This is a genomic window from Mesorhizobium sp. W016 (assembly GCF_054719485.1).
Window position 1 is genome coordinate 2,568,898 of sequence record NZ_JBTTIF010000002.1, and the last position, 23,172, is coordinate 2,592,069.

Genomic DNA, 23,172 nt, shown 5'->3' on the forward strand with positions numbered 1-23,172 from the left:
CAAGAGACCGAACGCCCATGGCCACCACCTACGACCTCATCCTGACAGGCGGCACGGTGGTCAACCATGATGGCGAGGGCGCGCGCGATGTTGGCGTCAAGGGTGGTCGCATCGTCGCAATGGGCGATCTTCGCCAAGCTTCGGCCGGCGAAGCGATCGACTGTCGCGGGCTGCACGTCCTGCCCGGCGTCGTCGACAGCCAGGTGCATTTTCGCGAGCCGGGGCTGGAGCACAAGGAAGATCTCGAGAGTGGATCTCGCGCCGCTGTTCTGGGCGGGGTCACCGCCGTCTTCGAAATGCCCAACACCAATCCGCTGACCACCAGCGAGGCGGCGCTTGCCGACAAGGTGCGCCGCGCCACCAGCCGGATGCATTGCGACTTCGCCTTCTGGGTTGGCGGCACACGCGAGAATGCCAATGATGTCGGTGAGCTCGAGCGGCTGCCGGGTGCTGCCGGGATAAAGGTGTTCATGGGCTCGTCCACCGGCGACCTGCTGGTCGAGGACGACGAGGGTGTCGCATCGATCCTGCGCAACACCCGCCGCCGCGCCGCCTTTCACTCGGAGGACGAGTTCCGGCTGCGCGAGCGCCTCGGCTTGCGCGTCGAGGGCGACCCGTCCTCACACCCCGTCTGGCGCGACGAGATCGCGGCCTTGCGCTGCACCGAGCGGCTGGTGCGCATAGCGCGCAGCACCCGCGCCCGCATCCATGTCCTGCACATCTCCGCTGCCGAAGAGATCGTGTTCCTCGAACAGCACAAGGATGTCGCCACCTGCGAGGCGACGCCGCACCATTTGACGCTCACCGCCGACGACTATGCGCGGCTGGGCACGCTGATCCAGATGAATCCGCCGGTTCGCGCGGCCCGCCATCGCGACGGCGTCTGGCACGGCATTGCGCAAGGCATTGTCGATGTGCTCGGCTCCGACCACGCCCCCCACACGCTGGCCGAAAAGGCAAAGCCCTATCCGGCCTCACCGTCTGGCATGACCGGGGTGCAGACGCTGGTGCCGATCATGCTCGACCACGTCAATTCAGGCCGGCTGACCCTGCAGCGCTTCGTCGACCTCTCCAGCCATGGCCCACAGCGCATCTTCGGCATGGCCCGGAAAGGCCGTATCGCCGCAGGCTATGACGCCGATTTCACCGTTGTCGACATGAAGTGCCGCGAGACCATCACCAATGCGCAGGCCGGCTCCAAGGCCGGCTGGACGCCCTATGACGGCAAGGAAGTCACCGGCTGGCCGGTCGGCACGATCGTGCGCGGTCGTCGCGTGATGTGGGAAGGCGAGATCGTCACGCCAGGACAGGGCAGGCCGGTGGAGTTTTCCGAGGCGCTGCCGGCTTAGGCGGCCGGATAACGAACCACCATACGTGTCCTCGGCTACGGATCCCCGTTCGACCGCCAGGCGGGACAGGCCAATACCGCGGCGTATTTACTAACCAAAGCGGTGCATTGTTCTGCCGAATCCGTCACTCTCTTTGTTTGGACGCAATTCGGACGGAAAGCCGTTTCACACTTTTCCTGGAATTACTCTGGAAAGCATCCGGCAAGACAGACTCTAATTCTCGTTTATTGGGGGGAATTATGCTCAGATATATGTCCGCTATCTTGATCATTCTGGGTATGACTGAAGTTTCGGCAAATGCCCTGGATACCCCGAAGCAGGGTGTGTCTGAATTGAGCGGATCGGAATTCAACTACTCTATAATCGACCTGGGTTCGAACAAGAGACGCATAGAGGTCATTCATAACAGAGAAAAGTATGATGGGCCGCTGGCGGAGATGTCGTTCCGAGATCGGCATCTGCAAGTTTTTGGAATGGTGGCGAGATTGATCAAGGGTAGTTGCCAAAATGGCGTCAGCGCCCTGGGGAGTATAGCCGTAAGCAGGGATCCTGAACAAGACGAGGATCCCGACGCTGAGCATCCTCAAATTTTCACTTGGGAATACAGTTGTAAATAAGCGCCTCAACCGCGCAGGAGAGACAGCTATTCGCCGGCCGTTCAATCCCCAGCGACGAAAAACGTCCACTGCCCGGTGGGCGTAATGCCGACGCGGTAGAAGATGTAGGCTCCGAACTGCTTCATGTCGTCATAGTCGCCGGCGGTGACGATCTTGAACAGTTCGACCCGCTGCCTGGCGTTGAGCTTGTCAAGCGGCAGGGCGAAGAAATACGGCCAGACATAGAGTTCCTGCGGTGTGCCGACGTCTACATGGACATAGCCGGCATTGAGCACCTCTTCCAGGATAGCGAGGATTTCCTGACCTTCCTTGTCGCCCGATAGCCCTTTCAGGAACGCGATCGGGTCGCCCTCGATTTCGCCCAGCGACAATTGGGTCATGGTGTCGCCCTTGCCGATCAGCGGCCGCAGCTTCTCGATGTCGCCGCTGACGCAGGCCTCGACCATCAGATCGCGCATGCGCCTGACGGGCTCCGGCAATTTGGAAAGGTCGTAGACGACTTCGGGCACCGGCGCTTCTGGATCGGCACGCGGGTTGGCCACGCCGCCATCGTTGGCGGGGGCCTCCGGTTGGCTTTGTCCGGGCTCCGTGGGCGATTTCGGCTGGCTGGCCGCCGGTGGCGCCGTGCCGGGCAGATCGGGCATTGGCACTGAATTTTCAGACGGCGCCGTCTCACCATTGGCTGGTGGCCCGGCAGGAACTGGAAGCTCCTCGCGCTTGATCTCGCTCAACGCGTAGGCAGGGTTGCTGGTCAGGACAAACGCCAGCGGACCCGCGGCGCAGGAAGCGGCAAGCCAGATGCTGAGGGCCACGCCGCGAGGCCGGCCTGACATCGAAAAATTCACCGCTTGCCTCTCCTCGGGCCTAGGCTCTTCAGGCATGATGCCCAAACGGCGCGCCGTCGTCAAAGAACCGGTAAGCTGGCGATGCACCCTCTGAGACGCGCGCCGCCTAGTGCCGAAACCGCTCCGGCTCGAAGGCGCCGGCGATCACCTTTTCACGCATGCGGTCGAGCAGGGCAAGGGCCGAGGTCTCGCCATTGGCTCGCAGCATCTCGCCGAACGCGGTTTCAAGCGCTGCCTCGGCGATGATTTCAGGTTCTATGCCGGCCGACAGACCTTCCGCCCAGGCCTCGCTATGGCTTTCCACCGCGGTCAGGCGCTTTTCTTCCCTGACAAGCGCGTCGATGTCGTTGACGCCATGTTCCATTTGCGATGTCCACCTTTTCAAGCGGCGGTCCGACGGGTCGGATCCGGCTTGGGCTGCCCCTATCTCACTCAGGCTAAGTAAGTATCTGTAGATACGACATTTTTTTGATCGTCTTTACAAACTTCGTCGCCTGCGTTCGGTCCGATTCAAACTTAGCCGATTAGACCGGTGAGCGGGATGAAAACCTTCAGTTTGAGTTAATTCCGCATTCGCGCGCTAACGTTTCGTTAATACTGTTGCGCAAGTGCAACACCAAGATTGCATCAACGTGCCGTGGATACAAGGCGGGTGCTCGAAAAGGCGTTGGCTAAACGCCGTCTGGCGCTCGTCAGTTGCCGTAACGCGAGGCGATGTCGCGCGACAGCGTCTCGCCTTCCTTCATGTAGCGGCTGATGGCTTCGGTCGCTGACGGCGTGCATTGGGTATAGGTGCCGCCGAAGGAACGGTAACCGCGGTTGAAGCTGGCGATGAAGCGGGCACGCCGCTCCGGATCGGGATTTTCCGAATCGATCAGCTTTTCCATCTCGGTGCGCCACTGGTCGCCCTTTTCGCCGCACAGATTGCGCAGGAAATGCAGCGACCCCAGCACCTCGGCCAGTCGCATCAGCCCGGGCTCGAACGGCGACTCGGCGGCCAGCGCCGGCTGCACGGCAAAAGCCGTGGCGGCGGCGATGCATGCGGCAAGGAACAGCGAGGTGCGGGTCATAAGTCTATCTGACGAAACATTTTGTCGCCTGCAAGGCGATTCTCGGAGCGGCAGATATCGGCCTGCTTCAGGCCAAAAGCTCTTCAGCCACCTCCATGACGTCACCCGCGAGCGGCAGCGTCGCCATTTCATCAAGACTATAGAAGGCGGCGGTCTCGGCATCGTCGCTGGCCGTCGCTTCGCCGCCGGCATAAACGGCGCCGAACACGGTCAGCAGATAGTCGACCGGGTGGTTCTCGCCGCTGCCGTCGATGTGGATGTCGCGAAGCGGACGATAGTCCTGCGCCCGCAGCCCGGTTTCCTCCAGCAATTCGCGCGACGCTGCTTCTTGCAGCGTCTCGCCGGGCTCGACCTTGCCGCCGGGAAAGGCATAAAGCCCCTGCGACGGCGGCCGCGCCCGTTTGACCAGCAGCACCGTCCTGCCGCGCACGACGGCGACCGAGACTGCGGGAAGTGTCTTGCGCTGCTCGTTCATCGATCTCGTTTTCGCCTATTTGAGGCCAGACCCTTGTGGACCGGCCGGCGGCATTGAGCTTTAGCGGTTGCGCAACGCCGGTTCCATCGCCACTTTCGCGATCGGATCATTTCATCGAGCTTGCCAATGTGCGGACGCTTTGCCCTGACGGCCAAGCCGGACCAGACCGCCGCCTTGCTCGGCCTGGCGGAGCTGGAGGATTTTCCGGCCCGCTACAACATCGCGCCGACGCAGCCGGTGCTGATGGCGCTGTCGGGACCGCCGCGCATGCCGGGCTCGAATTTCCCGGATCGCCAGGCGATGCTGGTGCGCTGGGGGCTGATCCCCACCTGGGTCAAGGACACCAGGGAATTTCCGCTGCTCATCAACGCGCGTTCGGAAGGCGCTATTGAAAAAGCCTCGTTCAAAGCCGCCATGCGCCATCGCCGTGCCTTGGTGCCGGCCTCCGGCTTCTATGAGTGGCAGCAATCCGGCAGCGGCAAGAAGGGCCAGCCCTACTGGATACGGCCGAGGCATGGCGGGTTGATCGCCTTTGCCGGGCTGATTGAAACCTATGCCGAGCCGGGCGGTTCGGAAATGGACACCGGCGCCATTCTTACCATCAACGCCAATGCCGGCATCGCCCATATCCATGACCGGATGCCGGTGGTGATCGCGCCTGAAGATTTTGCCCGCTGGCTGGACTGCCGCACGCTCGAACCGCGCGATGTGGCCGACCTGCTCAAACCCGCGCTGCCCGATTTCTTCGAGGCAATTCCGGTCTCCGACCTCGTCAACAAGGTCGCCAACACCGGGCCGGAGATACAGGACATGGGCATCGTCGAGCCCGACAAGGTCAGGCGCCAGAAGCCCGGCGCGGACGACAGTCAGATGACGCTGTTTTAGAGCGCGCTCCCAAGAAGCCAGGTCCGGTCTTCGGGAAGAACCTGCTCAATAGGAAGAGCTGTTGTTTTCAGGCGCGCTATGGGCGCCTCAGCCTTCCGTTCCGGCGCACGCCTTGTCGGCGGCCGGCACGATGCCTGTTCAGGCAGCGCGGGGCGAAGTGATTTTCGGCGCCGGCTTTTTATTCTTCGCGGTATGGAGAAGGGCGGCGACGATCGCGGCCGGGCCGATCGCACGGTAGTGGTTGGCGAGCGCCGGTTGCTTGGCGCGGCTCGATTCCTGCTTGGTTCGTGACATCGATCTCTTCCCTGGTAACATTTCCGTGTCTGCGTTTGCCGGCCGAATCTGACCGAATCGTGACCTATGGTGGACTAGCCGGCGAATGTTTCATGACTGTGCCGACATGTTTAATAAAATGTTTCAGCGGCTCCTGACCTATGATCCAGCGACGCTTTTGCCGGAAGTTGCGACTTGACGGCAACACCGGCCAAGGCGATAAAGCCGCCGATGAAAACGTTTTCCGCCATTTGTGGCATTTGCATTATTGGCTAGCTTCGCGCTGGTCCGGACGTTTTCGCCTCATCTTTCCCCAGAGTGGACAAACGCCCCGGCCAGCAGGCTGGAGCCGATTTGTGCCTTGGCACAGGTTAGACTCCATCCAGAACTTAACGGGCCGGAAGGGCACGCATGTCTGACGCATCGAAGGGTCTCAGCCTCTACAACACGCTAACGCGGACGAAGGACGTGTTCGTCCCGATCGACCCGTCGAATGTGCGCATGTATGTCTGCGGCCCAACCGTCTACGACTTTGCCCATATCGGCAATGCGCGTCCGGCGATCGTCTTCGACGTGCTGTTCCGTTTGCTGCGTCACCTCTACGGCGAGGCTGGTGTCACGTATGTGCGCAACATCACAGATGTCGACGACAAGATAAACGCCCGTGCGCTGCGCGATTTCGGCGCCGAGATCGCGTCGGGAAGCCTGACGCTCAACGAGGCGATCCGCCGCGTTACCGAAAAAACCGCCGACCAGTACCACAAGGATGTCGCCGCACTCGGCTGCTTGCCGCCGACGGTCGAGCCGCGCGCCACCGAGTTCGTCGCGCGCCGCGCCGACGGCAAGGTTGACATGATCACCCTCATCGAACGTTTGATCGAACGCGGCCACGCCTATGTCGCCGCCGGCGAAGTGCTGTTCGACACCGCCTCGATGCCGGATTATGGCGAGCTGTCGAAGCGCAATCTCGACGAACAGCAGGCCGGTGCGCGAATTGCCGTCGACGCTCACAAGAAGAACCCGGGCGATTTCGTGCTGTGGAAATTGTCGTCACCGGAAGAGCCGGGCTGGGCCAGCCCATGGGGCAGGGGCCGGCCGGGCTGGCACATCGAATGCTCGGCCATGTCGGCCGCCTATCTCGGCGATGTCTTCGACATCCATGGCGGCGGCCTCGATTTGATCTTCCCGCACCATGAGAACGAGATCGCCCAGTCGCGTTGCGCCCACGGCACCGACGTCATGGCCAATGTCTGGATGCACAACGGCTTCCTGCAGGTCGAGGGCCAGAAAATGTCGAAGAGCGTCGGCAATTTCTACGCGATCGCCGAACTGCTGGAGACCGAGACCTTCGGCGGCCGCAAATGGCCGGGCGAGGTGCTGCGTCTGGCGATGCTGATGACGCATTACCGCGAGCCGATCGATTTCTCCGTGCGCAAGCTGGAGGAAGCCGAGAACACGCTGCGCAAATGGAAACGCGCGGCTGACCTGGCGCCGTCGGCAGGGCAAGTCCCGGCGGAGATTGTGGCGGCACTGTCGGACGACCTCGCAACCTACGCCGCCTTCCAGCAACTCACGCAGCTTGCCGGTGAGGCCGCGGAGGGCAACGAAGCGGCCGCATCGCTGAAGGCATCGCTGTTGTTCCTCGGCTTCGATATCGGCGCGGCCAAGGTCGACGAGGTTGCGGTCGCCAAGGCGATCGCCAAGCGCTTGGAACTGATCGCAGCGAAAAACTGGGCCGAAGCCGATCGCATCCGCGATGAGCTTCTGGCGCAGGGCGTGCAGCTGAAAGACGGCAAGGATCCTGTCACCAACGAACGCGTGACGACGTGGGAGGTGAAGCGGTGAGGGTGGCGCGAGACACCGTTGTAAGATTGGCGAAGGCGGCAGCGACAGCCAATCTCCCCCCTTGCGGGGGAGATGTCCGGCAGGACAGAGGGGGGTTCGAAGGAACGCCAGCGTTCCTTCTTGCCCACTTTCATTTCGGCCACTTTCTGAGAACGCAATGGCTGCCGGTTGAGACGCTGGCGGGACAGCACCCCCCTCTGTCCTGCCGGACATCTCCCCCGCAAGGGGGGAGATCAGCCCTCGCCTCGGTTTTCGCTAATCGCCAGCGCGGAGTGGCCTGAGCATGGGTCACGACCTCGTTCCATCGCGTCAGCGCAAGAATGCAAAGTCCATGCGTCGCGTCATGACCGATGCCGAGCTGAAACTGTGGAATGAGTTGCGGGCTCACCGGCTGATCGGGATGAGCTTTCGCCGACAGGTACCGATTGGACCCTACATTGTCGACTTCGCCTGTTCGGCCCACCACCTCGTAGTCGAGGTTGATGGCAGTCAGCATGCCGACGTAGAAGATGCAGAACGCGACAAGGCACGCAGCGCTCAATTGAGTGCCAGTGGCTGGACCATCCTGCGCTTCTGGAACGACGACGTCATCCGCGATATCGACAATGCCTGCCAGCACATCGTCATCGGGGCCGGCTTGGCCGGCGCCGACGTGCCGGCGCCAGCAAGGGAGGAGCTTGTTTCATGATCGACCATCTCGGCATCAATGTCGCCGACTTCGACGCGTCGAAAGCCTTTTATGACCAGGCGATAGCGCCGCTTGGCGCCTCGCTGATCTACATGGTGCCACTGGAATATACCGGCGGCGCGAAGGTCGGTGGCTATGGCCGCGACCGGCCGGTGTTCTGGCTGCAGGCCAGCGATGACAAGCCGAGGACCCATCAGCACGTCGCCTTCACCGCGCGCAGCCGCGCCGAGGTCGACGCCTTCCATGCCGCGGCGCTCGCCGCCGGCGGCAAGGACAATGGCGGGCCGGGGCTGCGCCCGCATTATCACCCGGACTATTACGGCGCCTTCGTCTTGGATCCCGACGGCAACAATGTCGAGGCCGTCTGCCATGCGCCCGAATGACTATGAAACGGAGTGAGACGCCATGAGCCTCGACAACCGGCCGATCTACACCGGTGGCTGCCAGTGCGGCGCGGTGCGCTTTCGCGTCGAGGGTGCGCTGGGTGACGCCTCGATCTGCCATTGCCGCATGTGCCAGAAGGCGTTCGGCTCATTTTACGCGCCCCTGGTCTCGGTGCGTGGCGCCAAACTCGACTGGACGCGCGGCGAACCGAAATATTTCGCCTCGTCCAGCCATGTCGATCGTGGCTTTTGCGCCAATTGCGGCACGCCGCTGACCTTTACCGCGCCCGACGGCATCGGCCTCGCCATCGGCGCCTTCGACAATCCGGCTGATATCGTGCCGCTGATCCAGTGGGGCACGGAGGCAAAACTTCCCTATGTCGATACCATCCCGCAATTGCCGGGCGAGGACACTATGGCCGACATGTCGTCGGCGCCTTATCTCGCCGAGCTCGTCTCCTACCAGCATCCCGACCATGACACCGAACAATGGCCGCCAGAGGAAAAGTTATGACCGATGAAGTTCGAACCGGCGGCTGCCAGTGCGGTGCCGTGCGTTTCCGCATCAAGGGCAAGCTCGGCCGGGCGTCCATCTGCCATTGCCGCATGTGCCAGAAACAGTTCGGTTCGTTTTTCGGCGCGCTGGTGACAGTGCCCAAGGATGGCGTCGAATGGATGCGCGAAGAGCCCACCTATTTCCAGTCGTCGGTCAACATCGATCGCGGCTTCTGTGCCCGCTGCGGTACACCGCTGACCTATCGCCAACCTGGCGCACTGGAGATCGCCATCGGCGCCTTCGACGACCGCTCCGATCTGGCGCCGCAGATCCAGGTCAACTACGCGGTCCGATTGCCTTGGGTGGAAACGATCTTTGACCAGCCCGTGCATCAGGATCCGGATTTCTACTCCCGCCAGGAGCAGATCATCTCCTTCCAGCATCCCGACCACGAAACCACGGACTGGCCCGCGCACGGCCTGAAGATATGAGCAATGAAATGAACAGTGAACTTCGTACTCTTTATCCAGAGATCGAGGCGTTCGAGTCCGGCATGCTCGATGTCGGCGACGGCCATCATATCTACTGGGAGCGCTCCGGAACCAGGGGCGCCAAGCCGGCCGTTTTCCTGCATGGCGGTCCCGGCGGCGGCTTCTCGCCAAAACATCGGCAATTGTTCGACCCGAAGCTTTACGACGTCATCCTGTTCGACCAGCGCGGCTGCGGGAAATCGACACCCAACGCCTCGCTCGAGGCCAACACCACCTGGCACCTGGTTGCCGACATCGAGCGGCTGCGTGAGATGTGCGGCTTCGAAAAATGGCTGGTGTTCGGCGGCTCGTGGGGCTCGACGCTGGCGCTGGCCTATGCCGAGACGCATCCTAATCGCGTCAGCGAGCTTGTCGTGCGCGGCATCTACACGCTGACCCGCGCCGAACTCGAATGGTACTATCAGTTCGGCGTCTCCGAGATGTTCCCCGACAAATGGGAGCGTTTCCTGGCGCCAATTCCTGAAGCCGAGCGCGGCGACATGATGGCCGCTTACCGCAGGCGGTTGGTCGGCGCCGATGGCAAGGCGCAGCTGGAAGCCGCCCTTGCCTGGAGCCTGTGGGAAGGTGAGACGATCACGCTGCTACCGGAGCCGGAGACCAGCGACAAGTTCGGCGAGGACCACTTCGCCATCGCCTTTGCCCGCATCGAGAACCACTATTTCGTCCACGCCGGCTGGCTGGAGGAGGGGCAGCTTCTGCGCGATGCCCATAAGCTCGCGGATATTCCCGGCACAATCGTCCACGGCCGCTACGACATGCCGTGCCCGGCGCGCTATGCCTGGGCCCTGCACAAGGCCTGGCCGAAGGCGGATTTCCACCTCATCGAAGGCGCCGGCCATTCCTATTCGGAGCCGGGGATTCTGGATCGGCTGATACGCGCGACGGATGGGTTTGCGGGGAAATGACAGCGCGTGGCACCCCCCTCTGTCCTGCCGGACATCTCCCCCTCAAGGGGGGAGATTGGCTGTCATCGGCGCTTTCGCAAATCTCCGTCGCTGCAGGAAACGATCCGACGCTAAAGCTGCCGATCTTCCCCCTTGAGGGGGAGATGGCCGGCAGGCCAGAGGGGGGTGCTCGCGCGCCAACAGAACAATGACCAAACAACGCCTCTATCTCTTCGACACAACCCTCCGCGATGGCCAGCAGACCCCGGGCATCGACTTTTCCGTCGAGGACAAGATCGCGATTGCCAAGCTGCTCGATGAGTTCGGCATGGACTATGTCGAAGGCGGCTATCCCGGCGCCAATCCGACCGACACCGCCTTCTTCCAGCAGAAGCGCACGGCGAAGGCAAAGTTCGTCGCCTTCGGCATGACCAAGCGGGCAGGCGTGTCGGCATCCAACGACCCGGGCCTGGCAGCGCTCGTGCAGTCCAAGTCCGACGCCATCTGCTTCGTCGCCAAGAGCTGGGACTATCATGTCCGCGTCGCGCTCGGCTGCACCAATGAGGAAAACCTCGACTCGATCAACGCGTCGGTCGAAGCAGCTGTTGCCGCCGGCAAGGAAGCGATGGTCGATTGCGAGCATTTCTTCGACGGCTTCAAGGCCAATCCGGACTACGCACTGGCCTGCGCCAGGACCGCCTATGATGCCGGCGCGCGCTGGGTGGTGTTGTGCGACACCAATGGTGGCACGCAGCCCTCGGAAGTGCGCGCCATCGTCGACAAGGTCATTGTTTCAGGTATTCCGGGCGGCCATCTCGGCATCCATGCCCATGACGACACCGGCCAAGCGGTGGCCAATTCGCTCGCCGCCGTCGAGGCCGGCGTGCGCCAGATCCAAGGCACGCTGAACGGCATCGGCGAGCGCTGCGGCAACGCCAATCTGGTCTCGATCGTACCGACGCTGGCGCTGAAGCCGGCCTTCGCCGATCGGTTTGAAACCGGCATCTCGGCCGAGGCGCTGACCGGGATATCCCGGCTTTCCCGCGCCTTCGACGAATTGCTGAACCGTGCTCCGGAAGCGCAGGCGCCCTATGTCGGCGCCTCGGCCTTCGCCACCAAGGCCGGCATCCATGCCTCCGCACTGGCCAAGGAGCCGGCGACCTATGAACATGTGCCGCCCGAGGCAGTAGGCAACCGCCGCCGCGTTATGGTTTCGGACCAGGGCGGCAAGGCCAATTTCCTCGCCGAGCTGAAGCGGCGCGGCATCGATGTGCCCAGAGACGACCATCGTCTCGATGCGCTGATCTCGGTGGTCAAGGAGCGCGAGGCCGAGGGCTACGCCTATGAGGGCGCCGATGCCTCCTTCGAGCTGTTGGCGCGCAAAATGCTGCACGGCCTGCCGGAGTTCTTCAACGTCACTTCGTTCCGCTGCATGGTCGAGCGCCGCTTCGATGCCAACGGCCAGTTGAAGACGGTCTCCGAAGCCATCGTCAAGGTGATGGTCGAGGGCGAGGAGAAGATGTCGGTGGCCGAAGGCCACGGCCCGGTCAACGCGCTCGACATCGCGTTGCGCAAGGACCTCGGCAAATTCCAGAGCGAGATCGCCGACATGGAGCTCGCCGATTTCAAGGTGCGTATCCTCAATGGCGGCACCGAGGCGATCACCCGCGTCCTGATCGAATCGCATGACGGCACCGGCGCACGCTGGTGGACGGTCGGCGTGTCGGAAAACATCATCGATGCGTCCTTCCAGGCGCTGATGGATTCGATCGTCTACAAGCTGATGAAGAACCGCGACATGGCGGGATTGGTGGCGGCGGAGTAAGCTTGCAGGACTTGGGTTCCTCGCCCCTCGAAGTGGGGCGAGGAACTGGCGGCGCCCCTTGAACCATCAGCGGAAGTCCATTGATCCATCATAATTTTGCGATGGTTTTGGATGGCCCACTGGGCCATAGCGTTTGCCATGGCCAGCGACACGATCCAGCCCGACGCCGACTCCAAAGCCCGCAGCGGCTTTCTCCTCGCGCTCGGCGCTTATCTGCTATGGGGCCTGTTGCCCTTCTACATGAAGGCGGTTGCGCATCTGCCGCTGATCGAGGTGATCGCCCACCGCATCGTCTGGTCGGTGCCGATTGCTGCTGCAGTGCTGGTCTGGGCCGGCCGCACAGCCGATTTCAAGGCGGCGATCCGCTCGCCGCGCAGCATCGCCATGGCGGCGCTGACGGCGACCCTGATCTCCGTCAACTGGGCCATCTATGTCTGGGCGATCTCGGTCGACCGCACCGTCGAGACCGCGCTCGGATACTACATCAACCCATTAGTTAGCATCGTCGTCGGCGCGTTGTTGCTCGGCGAGAAGCTCGACCGGCTGCAGATCGTGGCCGTGTTGCTGGCGGCGGTCGCAGTTGCCGTTCTGACCGTCGATGCCGGCAAATTGCCTTGGGTGTCGTTGGCGCTGGCGTTTTCCTTCGCTGCCTATGGGTTCTTCCGCAAGACGCTGCCGATCGGCCCGAGCCAGGGCTTTCTGCTCGAAGTGCTTTTGCTGTCGGTGCCGGCGCTTGCCTACATCGTCTTCCTGGTCGTCAACGGCCAGGACCATTTCATCTCCAGCAACGGCACCGATATGGCTTTGCTCATCGGCTGCGGCCCAGTCACCTCGGTGCCGCTGCTTCTGTTCGCCTTCGGCGCCAAGCTTCTGCGCCTCTCCACCATCGGCATCATGCAGTACATCGCACCGACCATGGTGTTCCTGATAGCCGTGCTGATTTTCGACGAGCCGTTCGGCACCACGCAAGCAATTGCCTTCGCGCTGATCTGGGCGGCATTGGCGATGTATTCCTGGTCGATGTTTCGTGGCCGTGAAATCCGCCCGGTGGCGTTGGCCCCGAAGTAGGGAGCCTTTCGATGTACGTGCTGCATATCGCCAACAAGAACTATTCGTCATGGTCGCTGCGGCCATGGGTGCTGATGCGCACCCTCGACATTCCGTTCGAGGAGCAATTGACGCCGTTTCCGACCGGGCCCAGTTTCGATCTCTACCGGGCGTTCTCGCCCAGCGGGCGCGTGCCTTGCCTGGTGGATGACGGCTGGGCTGTCTGGGATTCGCTGGCTATTGCCGAGTATCTCGCCGAGCGCCACCATGGTGTGTGGCCTGCCGAGGCCAAGGCGCGAGCCTGGGCGCGCTCGGCCGCCGCCGAAATGCATTCTGGTTTCACGGCCTTGCGCGGCGCATGCCCGATGAATTGCGGCTTGCGGGTGAAACCGTTGCCGATGTCGGACGCGCTGAAGCAGGATCTGTTCCGTTTGGGCGATCTCTGGAACGATGGCCTTGCCCTGTTCGGCGGGCCGTTCCTTGCCGGCGGCCATTTTACCGCCGTCGACGCCTTCTTTGCTCCGGTGGCGTTCCGTGTGCTATCCTATGGGCTGTCTTTCGAAGGGGCAGCTGCAGCCTATCCCCCGCAATTGCTTGGCCTGCCGGCCATGCAGGAATGGTATGCGGCGGGTCTCGCCGAGACCTGGCGGGAGCCGGACCATGAGGCGGAGGTCGCTGCCGCCGGCACCATCGTCGAGGATCTTCGCGCTACGGCGTGATGGGCATTCCAGGAAAAGCGCGTCGCGTTCCCTTGGGAATTGAGTGAAAACAAAGGGATCGAGGCGTTACGTCCGCCCGAGCCGCCTTACGAACATGTAGGTCGCCGCGGCGATCACGATCGAAACCGCCGAGACCACCCAGAAGCCCATCGGCGTATTGACCATGGGCAGGCCACCGACATTCATGCCGAACAGGCCTGATATGATGGTCATCGGCAACAGCACCGCCGTCATCACCGACAGCACATAGAGCAGCTGGTTGGACTGCATTGTCAGCTTGGCCATCAACTCGTCCTGCAGCAACCTTGCGCGTGCCTGCAACTGCTCGCCGTCGTGATAGAGCGTGTGTGCCCGGTGCGAGAGCCTTGTCGCCATGTCATTGATCCGATCGGGCAGCTCATTGCGATGCGAATGGTCGAGATGGCGAAAAAGGTTTGTGAGCGTCGCCATCTGCCGGTGGATGACCACCAGTTGACGGCGCGCCTCGACCAGCGCCTGCCGCTCGCCGTGCCAGGCATCGCGCACGATACGGTCCTCGATGCCGTCCAGCGTATCGCCAAGACCGAGGAGCTCGGCCGCCATGCCGTCGAGCGACTGGCCCATGACCGCTTCGACCAGGTCGGCGGGGGAGCGGAATTTGCGCGAGCCGCTCTCCACCGCCTTGCGGATGAGATCGACCGATTCCAGTGGCTGCTTGCGCGCGCCGATCAGCGTCTTGTCGTTGAGCGCAAAACGGAAATGGCCGAGCCCGCGCGCTTCCGCCGAATAGTCGTGGCGCAGATCCGGCAGGTCGCCATAAAGCCAGGCATCCTCGAGATCGATGTGGCAACCCTGGCTGGCGCCGAGGAAAGCTTCGCGCACCGGCCCGGGCAGAGCCTGCTCGGCGGCGATCTCATGACGGGCGCGCAGGTCGGACAGCTGGTAGCTGCGCCATGTCCATGCAACCTCGGCCGCGTCCTTGGTGCGCAGGCCCTCGGCGGTGAAATGGTAGATGAAGAACAGCCCGTGCTCGTCGGGCAGGTAAGGCGACAGGCCTTCCGCGTTGAGAGCAATGTTCACGGCTCGCCTCGCCAAGAAATTTCGACCAGGTTCAGATTTCGACTATGCCGACGCGCGGATGCCGACCCGTCCTTCGTAACACGAGGGAGGCGGGTTCCGTGTGACGGTTTCTTGACAGGCGATCACAGTTTGTCGAGCAGCGTTTAGAGTGTTTGCTGCTATCGCCGACGAATGGAGCTCACCCATCGCAACGGTCCGGTCAATCGCCATCTGCGTGACGCAAGCGCCGCATCGCGCTCCGCCACCAGGTCGTCTCGGATCCTGGCCAGCGCGCTACGCTCGGCTACGAGGCCGTCTTGGCCCAGGGCGAGCGCGTCACGCTCCGCCATGAAGCTGTCTCGGGCTTGGATGAGGTCCTGCTGGGCGTGAGCAAGCGCATCACGCTCCGCCATGAAGCTGTCTCGGGCTTGGATGAGGTCCTGCTGGGCGTGAGCGAGCGCGTCACGCTCCGCCATGAAGCTGTCTCGGTCTCGGATGAGGGCCTGTTGGGCGTCAGCGAGGGCGTCACGCTCGACGATGCCCTTTCCCAGTTCGCCGTGTAGCCGTTTAGCGGCCAGGTTCCCTGCGGCAACGGCCTTGCCAACCACATCGCAGCTCTCATCGAACGTCGCCCGCACCCTGTCGAGCTGGTCGCGCAAGTCCTGGCTGTCGCCTTCAGACGCCATACTGCGCAAAATGGCATAGGCACTGCGGACTAACGGCGTGGCATCCGGATGGTTTTGCAGATCAGCGACCGAGGCCCGCTGATGATGCAGATCCTTGTCCAGGAACTCGGCGATTGCGGCGTCGGCGTGATCGGACGTGACAGGCCAGAGATTCCGGTCTCCCTGGCCGCGCGGTCCATCTGATGTCGCCAGTCGCTCAACAGGTCTTCGTGGCGCAGGATACAGCGCGGCATGTGTCGCGAATGATGCTCCGCTTCGAGCACGTGCCTGAGCCACAGCATGAACGCTGTCGGCAGTGCCATTTGATCCCGTTCCTGCAGCGAACAGGCGACTTCGAGCGGGTTGCGAACAGGCAGAATGCGATCGGGTCAATCCTGAGATCGGCCAGGATCGAGGCTATGAAGGGAAGGAACCGGCAGATCCGCGGATCCTTGACGAAAAACAGGGGGGCATCGCCGAACTCGCTGGCAATGATCGCCGTCATCATGGGCCGAAATCGCTCGGTTGCCGGCGACTGCAGCCACTGCCGATCTAGCGGCAGCCAATCTTGCCAGGAGGAGGCGGCCGCCGTGAGCAGGTGGTCGTCGGCGATGGTGAGTGGGGTACTTTCCCAATGTCCCTTGGGATTGTGGAGGCTCCCGGGCAGCAGATGTTTCGGCGCGGCGGCGTGACTCCATGCGCGGCGACGAGGGCGCCGAGCGCCGAGGTGCCGCTGCGGTGCATTCCGAGGACCAGGATCGCCGTCCTTGGTTGCGACGCGATCTCGCCCTTCGCGGCCGTCAATCGCTCGCGCGGATTCATCTTTCCTTTGTCTCGCTCTCCAAATTTCCGTTCCCGCCCAATGTTCTCCGATAACCAACTGCGAAGCGGGCTGCAAATGGAAATCGTCGCCAACGTGCTTACATTGCGCACAAGACGGAGCTCAAGAAAAGCTGGACAGATCGAAGTCAGCTGCCCCAACGCTACAGATCCTTGCCAAGCAGATGCAGTCGATCAGTGGCTTCGCATTGGACTTCTGCTTCTGGGCCAGGCTGGCCTTGTTGCTGTCGCCGATCCAGGTGTTGCCCAGTGTTTCGTAGCCGGCAGCCTTGAGCGCCAGCACGACGCGGCGCAGTTGGTGCGCCAGGCCGACGACACCAACCGGGCTCAATTCCTGGCCGCCTGCGCCAAGGCCGGCTTCGTCCTCACATCTTGTCAATTACAGACTGCACGCCTTCCGTCGGCGCATCGACCGACGACCCCGCCACCATGATGGCGGCGACGATGGCCTCGGGGTCTTCGACCACCAGCGGCTTGACCCGTTGCGCGGTGTGGATGAAGCCTTCGCTGGCCATATGGTCGAGCAGCGCCAGCATCGGATCCCAGAATCCTTGAACGTTGGCGAAGACGATCGGCTTGCGGTGATGGCCGAGCTGGCCCCAGGTCATGATCTCGACGATTTCCTCGACCGTGCCGATGCCGCCGGGCAGCGCCACAAAGGCGTCGGATTTCTCGAACATCTTGTGCTTGCGCTCGTGCATGTTGTCGGTGATCAGCAACTCGTCGAGCCGGTCAAGCGCGGTTTCGGTCGCCTCCTTGTTGATGAGGAAGCGCGGAATGATGCCCGTTACCTTGCCGCCGGCCTTGAGCGCGCCTTCGGCGACTGCGCCCATAATGCCTTTGGTGCCGCCGCCATAGACCAGCCGCAGGCCGGCTTTGGCGAGCGAGCGGCCAAGCAGGTGCCCGGCCTTGGCATAGATTTCATCGCGGCCCGGAGACGAGCCGCAATAGACGCAGACGGATCGAATCGTGTTCATTCGTGATTGGTGATTGGGTCTGAATGCGGGGTCAAGCCCTAAGGGCTGACAAGCCCGGGCTTTTTCTTGTCGGTGCCGGCAAAACACGCTAGACCGGCTTCAGGTGGCTAAGGGGTAGGGGAAATATGGCTGTTAATCCATTGAAGGCGTTTCTGTTCGCGGCGGGTGGGACCGTCGCGGTCGTCGGAACCGCCTATGTATCGGGCGCACTCGACCCGTATCTGAATCCCACGCCGCCTGCGGCGATTGCATCGCTGACGCCGCCGGCTGAAAAGCCGGCCGATCCGGGGACCGAGGGAAGGCTGCCGCCGGCGCCCGCCGCGCCCACCGATGCCAAGGCTCCCGCAGCACCCGCGCCTGCCGACGCAACGGCTCCCGCGACCGAAGCTGCGGCTCCGGCGGCACCTGCCGCGCCCGTTGCTGCCCCAGCAACCCCAGCACCGGCCGCGGCCGGCCCGGTTGCGCCGAGCTTCGACGTCGTGCGCGTCGAAAGCAACGGCTCGATCGTCGTTGCCGGCAATGCTGCGCCCAATTCGAAGATCGAGATCCTCAACGGCTCCTCGGTGCTTGGCTCGACTGTCGCCGGTCCGGACGGCGCCTTCGTCATCGTTCTCGACGATCCGCTGAAGCCCGGCGACTATACGATTGCGTTGCGCGCGACGGCCGGCGATGTGGTTACCCCTTCCGTGCAGACCGCCGTCGTTTCGGTTCCCAAGGACGCCGCCGGCCAGGTGCTGGCGATGGTCGAGGAACCCGGCAAGCCGGCCGAGCTGCTTAGCGTCCCGGCGCCTGAGACCAAGCCCGCGGCACCGGCCGCCGGCGATCAGGCCGCTGCCCCGGCCGCTGAGGCACCTGCCGCGACCCCACCCGCCGCTCCCGCTGAAACCGCGCCTGCAGCTCCGGCTGTGGAAGCCGCCGCCGCTCCGGCAACACCGGTGCCGGCACCGGCGGCACCGGCAACGCCGCCGGCTGCCGCCGTGGCTGAACCCAAGATCGTCGTCGAAGCGGTCGAGATCGACGGCAACAAGATCTTCGTTGCCGGTCTGGCTGACGCCGGCCGCAAGGTGCGCGCCTATGCCAACGATATCCTGCTTGGTGATGCGGTGACCTCGCCCGACGGTCATTTCCTGGTCGAGGCGACGCGCGATATCCCGGTCGGCAACTACACCATCCATGTCGACGGTCTCGATGCGGACGGCGTGAAGGTGGTAGCGCGTGCCGCCGTGCCGTTCGAGCGCGAACCCGGCGAGGCGATCGCCGCCGTGGCGCCCGCGGAGGCCAAGCCCGCCGAGACCAAGCCCGCCGAAGCAAAGCCTGCTGAGCCGGCCGCACCGGCTGCTGCCGCATCCGCACCAGCCGCACCGGCAGCGCCCGCCGCTGAGGCTCCAGCCGTCGTCGCGGCGGCAACGCCCGACCTGCCCGAGACGGTGGCGCCAAAGCTCGAACATGCAGACGGCGCGGTCATCATCCGCAGGCACGACACGCTGTGGCGGATCTCACGGCGCGTCTACGGTCACGGCGTGCGCTTCTCGACCATTTATCTCGCCAACCAGGACCAGATCAGCGATCCCGACCGCATCTGGCCGGGGCAGGTGTTCAAGGTTCCGGAAAAGTCCAAGGAAGGCGAAGCCGCCGACCTCAAGGCGATGGGCGAGCAGGTGACAACGGCGCCGGTGAAGACGCAGTAGCGGCCGAGCGCTTGATCTCCTCCCTTGAGGGGGAGATGGCCGGCAGGCCAGAGGGGGTCGCCGCGCATAGAACGCCGACCTTCTCTTTGCTGCAAACGACGTTGCATCAGGACGTACCGACCCCCTCTGTCGCCTTCGGCGACATCTCCCCCTCGAGGGGGGAGATTAGGTCGCTCTACCCATCGGGTTAGCTTGCCACGCACCCGTTCATCGTCTATCGCCGATGAACGATGGCAGACTCGCTCACTGAACCAGACCACGCAAACTGCGCACCGCCCCAAAGCCGCGCCGTTGCCGCGAGCTTCGCCGCACTCTCGCACCCGGCGCGCATCGAGATCCTTAGACATCTCTCGGCCAGCAATTCCTGCTGCTGCCGCGAGGTGGTCGATCATCTCGATCTGGCGCAGTCCACCGTGTCCCAGCATCTGAAGATCCTGGTCGAAGCCGGGCTGGTCCGCTTCGAGCCCGACCGCCAGCGCTCGCGCTATCAACTCGACCGCGCCGCGCTCGCCGACGTTTCCGCATCGCTGACCGCACTCGTCAATTCCTGCTGCTCCGGCCGCTGATTTCTCACCCAAAAGGCAAGACAAGTGGCAGAAAAAACCGTTTCCGATAGCTCGACCTTCAGCACCTTGCGCAATCTGTGGCCCTATATGTGGCCGGCCGACCGCGCCGATCTCAGGGCACGCGTCACCTGGGCAACGCTGCTTCTGGTCGTTGCCAAGCTGACACTGGTTGCCGGGCCGTACTTCTTCAAATGGGCGACCGATTCTCTGGCCGGTGACGCCAAATCGCCGCCGCCGCTGCCGTCCTTCCTGCTGGCGCCGGTGATGCTGGTCGTCGCCTACAATGTCGTGCGGCTGGTGCAGCTTGGCTTCAACCAGCTGCGCGACGCGCTGTTTGCCCGCGTTGGCCAATATGCGGTGCGCCAGCTCGCGTTCCGCACCTTCGTTCACATGCACCAGCTGTCGCTGCGCTTTCACCTCGAGCGCCGCACCGGCGGCCTGTCGCGCATCATCGAGCGCGGCACCAAGGGCATCGAGACGATCGTGCGCTTCATCATGCTGAACACGGCGCCGACCATCCTCGAATTCGCGCTGACCACCGGCATCTTCGCCTACACTTATGGCTGGAAATATGTGGTCGTGGTGGCGGCCACGGTGTGGCTCTACGTCTGGTTCACGGTGCGCGCCAGCGACTGGCGCATCTCGATCCGCCGCGACATGAACGACAGCGACACCGACGCCAACACCAAGGCGATCGACTCGCTGCTCAACTACGAGACCGTCAAATACTTCAACAACGAGGGTATGGAGGCTGAGCGCTTCGACCGTTCGATGGCGCGCTATGAAATGGCGGCGACCAGGATATGGACCTCGCTCGGCTGGCTGAATTTCGGCCAGGGCATCATCTTCGGTCTCGGCACCGTCATCGTCATGTGCATGTCGGCGCTGGAGGTGCAGGCCGGCACGCAGACGGTCGGCGATTTCGTCTTCATCAACGCCATGCTGATGCAGCTTTCGGTGCCGCTCAATTTCATCGGCTTCATCTACCGCGAAATCCGCCAGGGGCTGACCGACATCGAGCAGATGTTCGACCTGCTCGATGTGCCGCAGGAAATCACCGACAAGCCGGATGCCAAGCCGCTCACTGTTACAGCCGGCAAGGTCGAGTTCCGCGACGTGCACTTCGCCTACGACCCCAGCCGCAAGATTCTGAAGGGCGTCTCCTTCGAAGTTCCGGCCGGCAAGACGGTGGCCATCGTGGGCCCGTCCGGCGCCGGCAAGTCGACGATTTCGCGGCTCTTGTTCCGCTTCTACGACGTCCAGGGCGGTCAGGTGCTGATCGACGGCCAGGATGTCCGTGATGTGACGCAGGCGAGCCTGCGCGGCGCCATCGGCATGGTGCCGCAGGACACCGTGCTGTTCAACGACACCATCGCCTACAACATCCGTTACGGCCGCATCGGCGCCAGCGAGGAAGACATGCAGAAAGCCGCCGAGCTTGCCCAGATCGGCCCGTTCATCGAACGACTGCCCGAAGGCTACCGCTCGATGGTCGGCGAGCGCGGGCTAAAACTGTCGGGCGGCGAAAAGCAGCGCGTGGCGATTGCCCGCACGATTTTGAAGGCGCCGCCGATCCTGATGCTCGACGAGGCGACCTCGGCGCTGGACAGCCACACCGAACAGGAGATCCAGGCCGCCCTCGACCTGGTCAGCAAGGGCCGCACCACCATCGTCATTGCCCATCGCCTATCGACGGTGATCACGGCCGACGAGATCATCGTACTCAAGGACGGCGAGATCGCCGAACGCGGCACCCATGCCGAGCTGATGCGCCAACACGGCCTCTACGCCTCGATGTGGGACCGCCAGCGCGAAGCGACGGAAGCCGAGGAGAGGCTGCGCATTGCTAGGGAGAGCGATGAGCTGGGTGTGGTTGTGCGCAGAAGGACTTCGGAGGTGAGCTAGGCGGCGGAGCGCCGATCTCCCCCCTTGAGGGGGAGATGTCGCCGAAGGCGACAGAGGGGGTCGCCGCGCGTGGAGCGCTAACCTTCATCGGTCGCAAGGGGGGCGCATCCAGTCGAACCGACCCCCTCTGGCCTGCCGGCCATCTCCCCCTCAAGGGGGGAGATATGCAGCGTCGTCGCCATCATCACCACCGAAAATTTCCCCTTGACCTCAACCTAAGTTGAGATCGCAAACCCGTTCCTGAGCCACCGAACCCAAGTCGTTCAAGAACGGAGACAGATTCAAATGGATAAACTTGCCGAGGCAGCCGTGTTCAGGGTCGACAAATTCGTCGTTCCTGCCGAGGCCCGTGAAGAAATCCTTCGCAAGGTCAGGGCGACGCATGAACTGCTGCGCCTGCAGCAAGGCTTCGTCCAGGATTTCGTGCTCGAGCAATTTTCGGGTCCGGGTGAGTTCAACCTGGTCACCATTGTCGAATGGGAAAACCAGGCGGCCGTCGACAATGTCGTGCCGATCGTCAAGGCGGCCCACGAGCGGGCGGGCTTCAACCCGCAGGAGACCATTGCCCGGCTGGGTGTGAAGGCCGATATCGCCAACTATCAGCGTCTGCCTGAGATGTAGGAGGGCCAGCCCGTGCCAGGTGCTGGCGCCTCGACGCTCAGCACCTGGCCGGTGCGGGCATCGCTGATCATGTTCTCGAAACCACGCCATTCGGCGGCGACGATGAACAGTGTCGTGCCATCCGGCCCGCCCAGCATGCAGGCAAAGCAGCCGCGATCGGCATCGACTGTCTGCAACACCTCGCCACCTTCGCGCACCCGCACACAGCGTTTGTTGGGAACATCCGCATACCAGGCAGTTCCTTCGGCATCGAGGCAGACGCCGTCGGGAAAGCCATCGAGATCGGCCCAGACCCGGCGGTTGGAAAGCCCGCCATCCTCCGCGATATCGAAGGCGGTCAGCCGGTTGGCATGCGACTCCGCCACGATCAGTGTAATGTTGTCCGGCGTCACCGCCATGCCGTTGGCGAAAGCGATGTTCTCGGCCACTTGTCGAACCGAGCCGTCCGGCGTGATCAGCACGATGGTGCCGGGCCCGAAATGCTCGCCCGGTGCAGGCGCCGACCCGCCGCCATTGACATAGATGTTGCCGCGCCCGTCGACGACGATCTCGTTCCACGGGCTCTTTGACAGTTCTCTCAAATCGGCATGGGTGGCGAGCGTTCCGTCCGCCTCCTGCCGCAGCAGCAGCCCTTCACGCCCCGAGATGACCAGCAGCCGCCCGTCCGGCAGCCAGTCGATGGAATAGGGCAGGGTGGCTGGTATCTTGAGCAGGATCTCGCTGTCGCCGTCTGCATCGACGGCGACGATCTCGCCGGTGCCCCAATTGCAGAGCCACAGCCGTCCGTCATGCCAGCGCGGCGACTCCCCGAACGCGAGGCCGGCGGCAACGAGACGCGTTTGGTTCAGCATTTTGGGGTAACTCCTTGTTGGGTGCGCAATCATGGCAAGGAACCATGATCGCCGTCTCACCAAGGACGG

The 23,172-nt window shown here is 63.1% G+C and carries 26 protein-coding genes; 16 read left to right on the forward strand and 10 right to left on the reverse strand.

Going from position 1 to position 23,172, the window contains the following annotated elements; translation table 11 throughout:
- The first annotated feature begins 17 nt into the window (after positions 1–17).
- Positions 18–1,349 carry a dihydroorotase gene (locus ACYG9V_RS12725; RefSeq protein WP_352762949.1) on the forward strand — a complete coding sequence of 444 codons (1,332 nt, stop codon included), beginning with the start codon at positions 18–20 and terminating at the stop codon, positions 1,347–1,349.
- A 658-nt stretch (positions 1,350–2,007) separates the two neighbouring features.
- Here ACYG9V_RS12725 and ACYG9V_RS12730 read toward each other — a convergent pair.
- The 4 genes from ACYG9V_RS12730 to ACYG9V_RS12745 all read right to left on the reverse strand — a co-directional run bounded on the left by ACYG9V_RS12730 (position 2,008) and on the right by ACYG9V_RS12745 (position 4,356).
- Positions 2,008–2,811, reverse strand: coding sequence for a hypothetical protein (locus ACYG9V_RS12730; protein WP_023824157.1), 804 nt, complete (start codon positions 2,809–2,811; stop codon positions 2,008–2,010).
- 106 nt (positions 2,812–2,917) lie between these two features.
- Entirely contained in the window at positions 2,918–3,175 is a 258-nt protein-coding gene (locus tag ACYG9V_RS12735; RefSeq protein WP_023673564.1) for a hypothetical protein, read from the reverse strand.
- Between the two features lie 328 nt (positions 3,176–3,503).
- Positions 3,504–3,881: a TIGR02301 family protein gene (locus tag ACYG9V_RS12740; RefSeq protein ID WP_023705383.1), complete on the reverse strand. Its 378-nt coding sequence runs from the start codon at positions 3,879–3,881 to the stop codon at positions 3,504–3,506.
- 67 nt (positions 3,882–3,948) lie between these two features.
- Positions 3,949–4,356, reverse strand: coding sequence for an NUDIX hydrolase (locus tag ACYG9V_RS12745; protein WP_023753097.1), 408 nt, complete (start codon positions 4,354–4,356; stop codon positions 3,949–3,951).
- Positions 4,357–4,482: 126 nt separating this feature from the next.
- Here ACYG9V_RS12745 and ACYG9V_RS12750 point away from each other — a divergent pair, with 126 nt between their 5' ends.
- Positions 4,483–5,241: an SOS response-associated peptidase gene (locus ACYG9V_RS12750; protein WP_352762947.1), complete on the forward strand. Its 759-nt coding sequence runs from the start codon at positions 4,483–4,485 to the stop codon at positions 5,239–5,241.
- 138 nt (positions 5,242–5,379) lie between these two features.
- On the opposite strand, the gene ACYG9V_RS12755 is transcribed toward ACYG9V_RS12750, so the two are convergent.
- On the reverse strand, positions 5,380–5,535 hold the full coding sequence (locus tag ACYG9V_RS12755; protein ID WP_023673568.1) for a hypothetical protein: 156 nt from the start codon (positions 5,533–5,535) through the stop codon (positions 5,380–5,382).
- A gap of 390 nt (positions 5,536–5,925) precedes the next feature.
- Here ACYG9V_RS12755 and cysS point away from each other — a divergent pair, with 390 nt between their 5' ends.
- The 9 genes from cysS (at position 5,926) to ACYG9V_RS12800 (ending at position 13,952) form a co-directional block, all read left to right on the forward strand.
- Positions 5,926–7,359, forward strand: a complete 1,434-nt coding sequence (gene cysS, locus ACYG9V_RS12760) for a cysteine--tRNA ligase (RefSeq protein ID WP_023749692.1) — start codon at positions 5,926–5,928, stop codon at positions 7,357–7,359.
- Positions 7,360–7,642: 283 nt separating this feature from the next.
- The gene (locus ACYG9V_RS12765; RefSeq protein WP_023738584.1) at positions 7,643–8,047 is read left to right on the forward strand and encodes an endonuclease domain-containing protein; all 405 of its coding nucleotides are present in this window, start codon (positions 7,643–7,645) and stop codon (positions 8,045–8,047) included.
- Positions 8,044–8,430, forward strand: a complete 387-nt coding sequence (locus ACYG9V_RS12770) for a VOC family protein (RefSeq protein ID WP_023673572.1) — start codon at positions 8,044–8,046, stop codon at positions 8,428–8,430. The genes ACYG9V_RS12765 and ACYG9V_RS12770 overlap by 4 nt, the downstream gene beginning before the upstream one ends.
- A gap of 22 nt (positions 8,431–8,452) precedes the next feature.
- Positions 8,453–8,944: a GFA family protein gene (locus ACYG9V_RS12775; RefSeq protein WP_023673573.1), complete on the forward strand. Its 492-nt coding sequence runs from the start codon at positions 8,453–8,455 to the stop codon at positions 8,942–8,944.
- Positions 8,941–9,417: a GFA family protein gene (locus tag ACYG9V_RS12780; protein ID WP_023743782.1), complete on the forward strand. Its 477-nt coding sequence runs from the start codon at positions 8,941–8,943 to the stop codon at positions 9,415–9,417. The genes ACYG9V_RS12775 and ACYG9V_RS12780 overlap by 4 nt, the downstream gene beginning before the upstream one ends.
- Positions 9,418–9,425: 8 nt before the next feature.
- Positions 9,426–10,382: a prolyl aminopeptidase gene (gene pip / locus ACYG9V_RS12785; protein ID WP_023684469.1), complete on the forward strand. Its 957-nt coding sequence runs from the start codon at positions 9,426–9,428 to the stop codon at positions 10,380–10,382.
- A gap of 187 nt (positions 10,383–10,569) precedes the next feature.
- The gene (gene cimA / locus ACYG9V_RS12790; RefSeq protein WP_023684468.1) at positions 10,570–12,186 is read left to right on the forward strand and encodes a citramalate synthase; all 1,617 of its coding nucleotides are present in this window, start codon (positions 10,570–10,572) and stop codon (positions 12,184–12,186) included.
- 111 nt (positions 12,187–12,297) lie between these two features.
- Positions 12,298–13,254, forward strand: coding sequence for an EamA family transporter RarD (rarD, locus tag ACYG9V_RS12795; RefSeq protein ID WP_460221953.1), 957 nt, complete (start codon positions 12,298–12,300; stop codon positions 13,252–13,254).
- Between the two features lie 11 nt (positions 13,255–13,265).
- A complete protein-coding gene (locus ACYG9V_RS12800) occupies positions 13,266–13,952 on the forward strand; it encodes a glutathione S-transferase family protein (protein ID WP_023673578.1) in 687 nt (228 codons plus the stop codon).
- A 66-nt stretch (positions 13,953–14,018) separates the two neighbouring features.
- Here the strand turns inward: ACYG9V_RS12800 and ACYG9V_RS12805 are convergent, their stop codons facing one another.
- A complete protein-coding gene (locus ACYG9V_RS12805) occupies positions 14,019–15,011 on the reverse strand; it encodes a transporter (RefSeq protein ID WP_352499555.1) in 993 nt (330 codons plus the stop codon).
- 296 nt (positions 15,012–15,307) lie between these two features.
- On the opposite strand from ACYG9V_RS12805, the gene ACYG9V_RS12810 reads away from it, so the two are divergent.
- Positions 15,308–15,553, forward strand: a complete 246-nt coding sequence (locus ACYG9V_RS12810) for a hypothetical protein (protein WP_352499554.1) — start codon at positions 15,308–15,310, stop codon at positions 15,551–15,553.
- A gap of 152 nt (positions 15,554–15,705) precedes the next feature.
- On the opposite strand, the gene ACYG9V_RS12815 is transcribed toward ACYG9V_RS12810, so the two are convergent.
- The 3 genes from ACYG9V_RS12815 to ACYG9V_RS12825 all read right to left on the reverse strand — a co-directional run bounded on the left by ACYG9V_RS12815 (position 15,706) and on the right by ACYG9V_RS12825 (position 17,472).
- A complete protein-coding gene (locus ACYG9V_RS12815) occupies positions 15,706–15,978 on the reverse strand; it encodes a hypothetical protein (protein ID WP_352499553.1) in 273 nt (90 codons plus the stop codon).
- Between the two features lie 620 nt (positions 15,979–16,598).
- Positions 16,599–16,874, reverse strand: a complete 276-nt coding sequence (locus tag ACYG9V_RS12820) for a hypothetical protein (RefSeq protein WP_023727585.1) — start codon at positions 16,872–16,874, stop codon at positions 16,599–16,601.
- Positions 16,861–17,472, reverse strand: coding sequence for an LOG family protein (locus tag ACYG9V_RS12825; RefSeq protein ID WP_023673582.1), 612 nt, complete (start codon positions 17,470–17,472; stop codon positions 16,861–16,863). Before ACYG9V_RS12825 ends, ACYG9V_RS12820 begins: the two co-directional genes overlap by 14 nt.
- Positions 17,473–17,597: 125 nt before the next feature.
- Here ACYG9V_RS12825 and ACYG9V_RS12830 point away from each other — a divergent pair, with 125 nt between their 5' ends.
- The 4 genes from ACYG9V_RS12830 (at position 17,598) to ACYG9V_RS12845 (ending at position 22,252) form a co-directional block, all read left to right on the forward strand.
- Positions 17,598–19,160, forward strand: a complete 1,563-nt coding sequence (locus tag ACYG9V_RS12830) for a LysM peptidoglycan-binding domain-containing protein (RefSeq protein WP_352765537.1) — start codon at positions 17,598–17,600, stop codon at positions 19,158–19,160.
- Between the two features lie 230 nt (positions 19,161–19,390).
- The gene (locus tag ACYG9V_RS12835) at positions 19,391–19,726 is read left to right on the forward strand and encodes an ArsR/SmtB family transcription factor (protein WP_023693986.1); all 336 of its coding nucleotides are present in this window, start codon (positions 19,391–19,393) and stop codon (positions 19,724–19,726) included.
- Positions 19,727–19,750: 24 nt separating this feature from the next.
- Positions 19,751–21,631 carry an ABCB family ABC transporter ATP-binding protein/permease gene (locus tag ACYG9V_RS12840; RefSeq protein WP_352499551.1) on the forward strand — a complete coding sequence of 627 codons (1,881 nt, stop codon included), beginning with the start codon at positions 19,751–19,753 and terminating at the stop codon, positions 21,629–21,631.
- 285 nt (positions 21,632–21,916) lie between these two features.
- On the forward strand, positions 21,917–22,252 hold the full coding sequence (locus ACYG9V_RS12845; protein ID WP_023685667.1) for an antibiotic biosynthesis monooxygenase: 336 nt from the start codon (positions 21,917–21,919) through the stop codon (positions 22,250–22,252).
- Here ACYG9V_RS12845 and ACYG9V_RS12850 read toward each other — a convergent pair.
- A complete protein-coding gene (locus tag ACYG9V_RS12850) occupies positions 22,231–23,103 on the reverse strand; it encodes an SMP-30/gluconolactonase/LRE family protein (RefSeq protein WP_352765535.1) in 873 nt (290 codons plus the stop codon). The genes ACYG9V_RS12845 and ACYG9V_RS12850 overlap by 22 nt on opposite strands.
- Between the last annotated feature and the right edge of the window lie 69 nt (positions 23,104–23,172).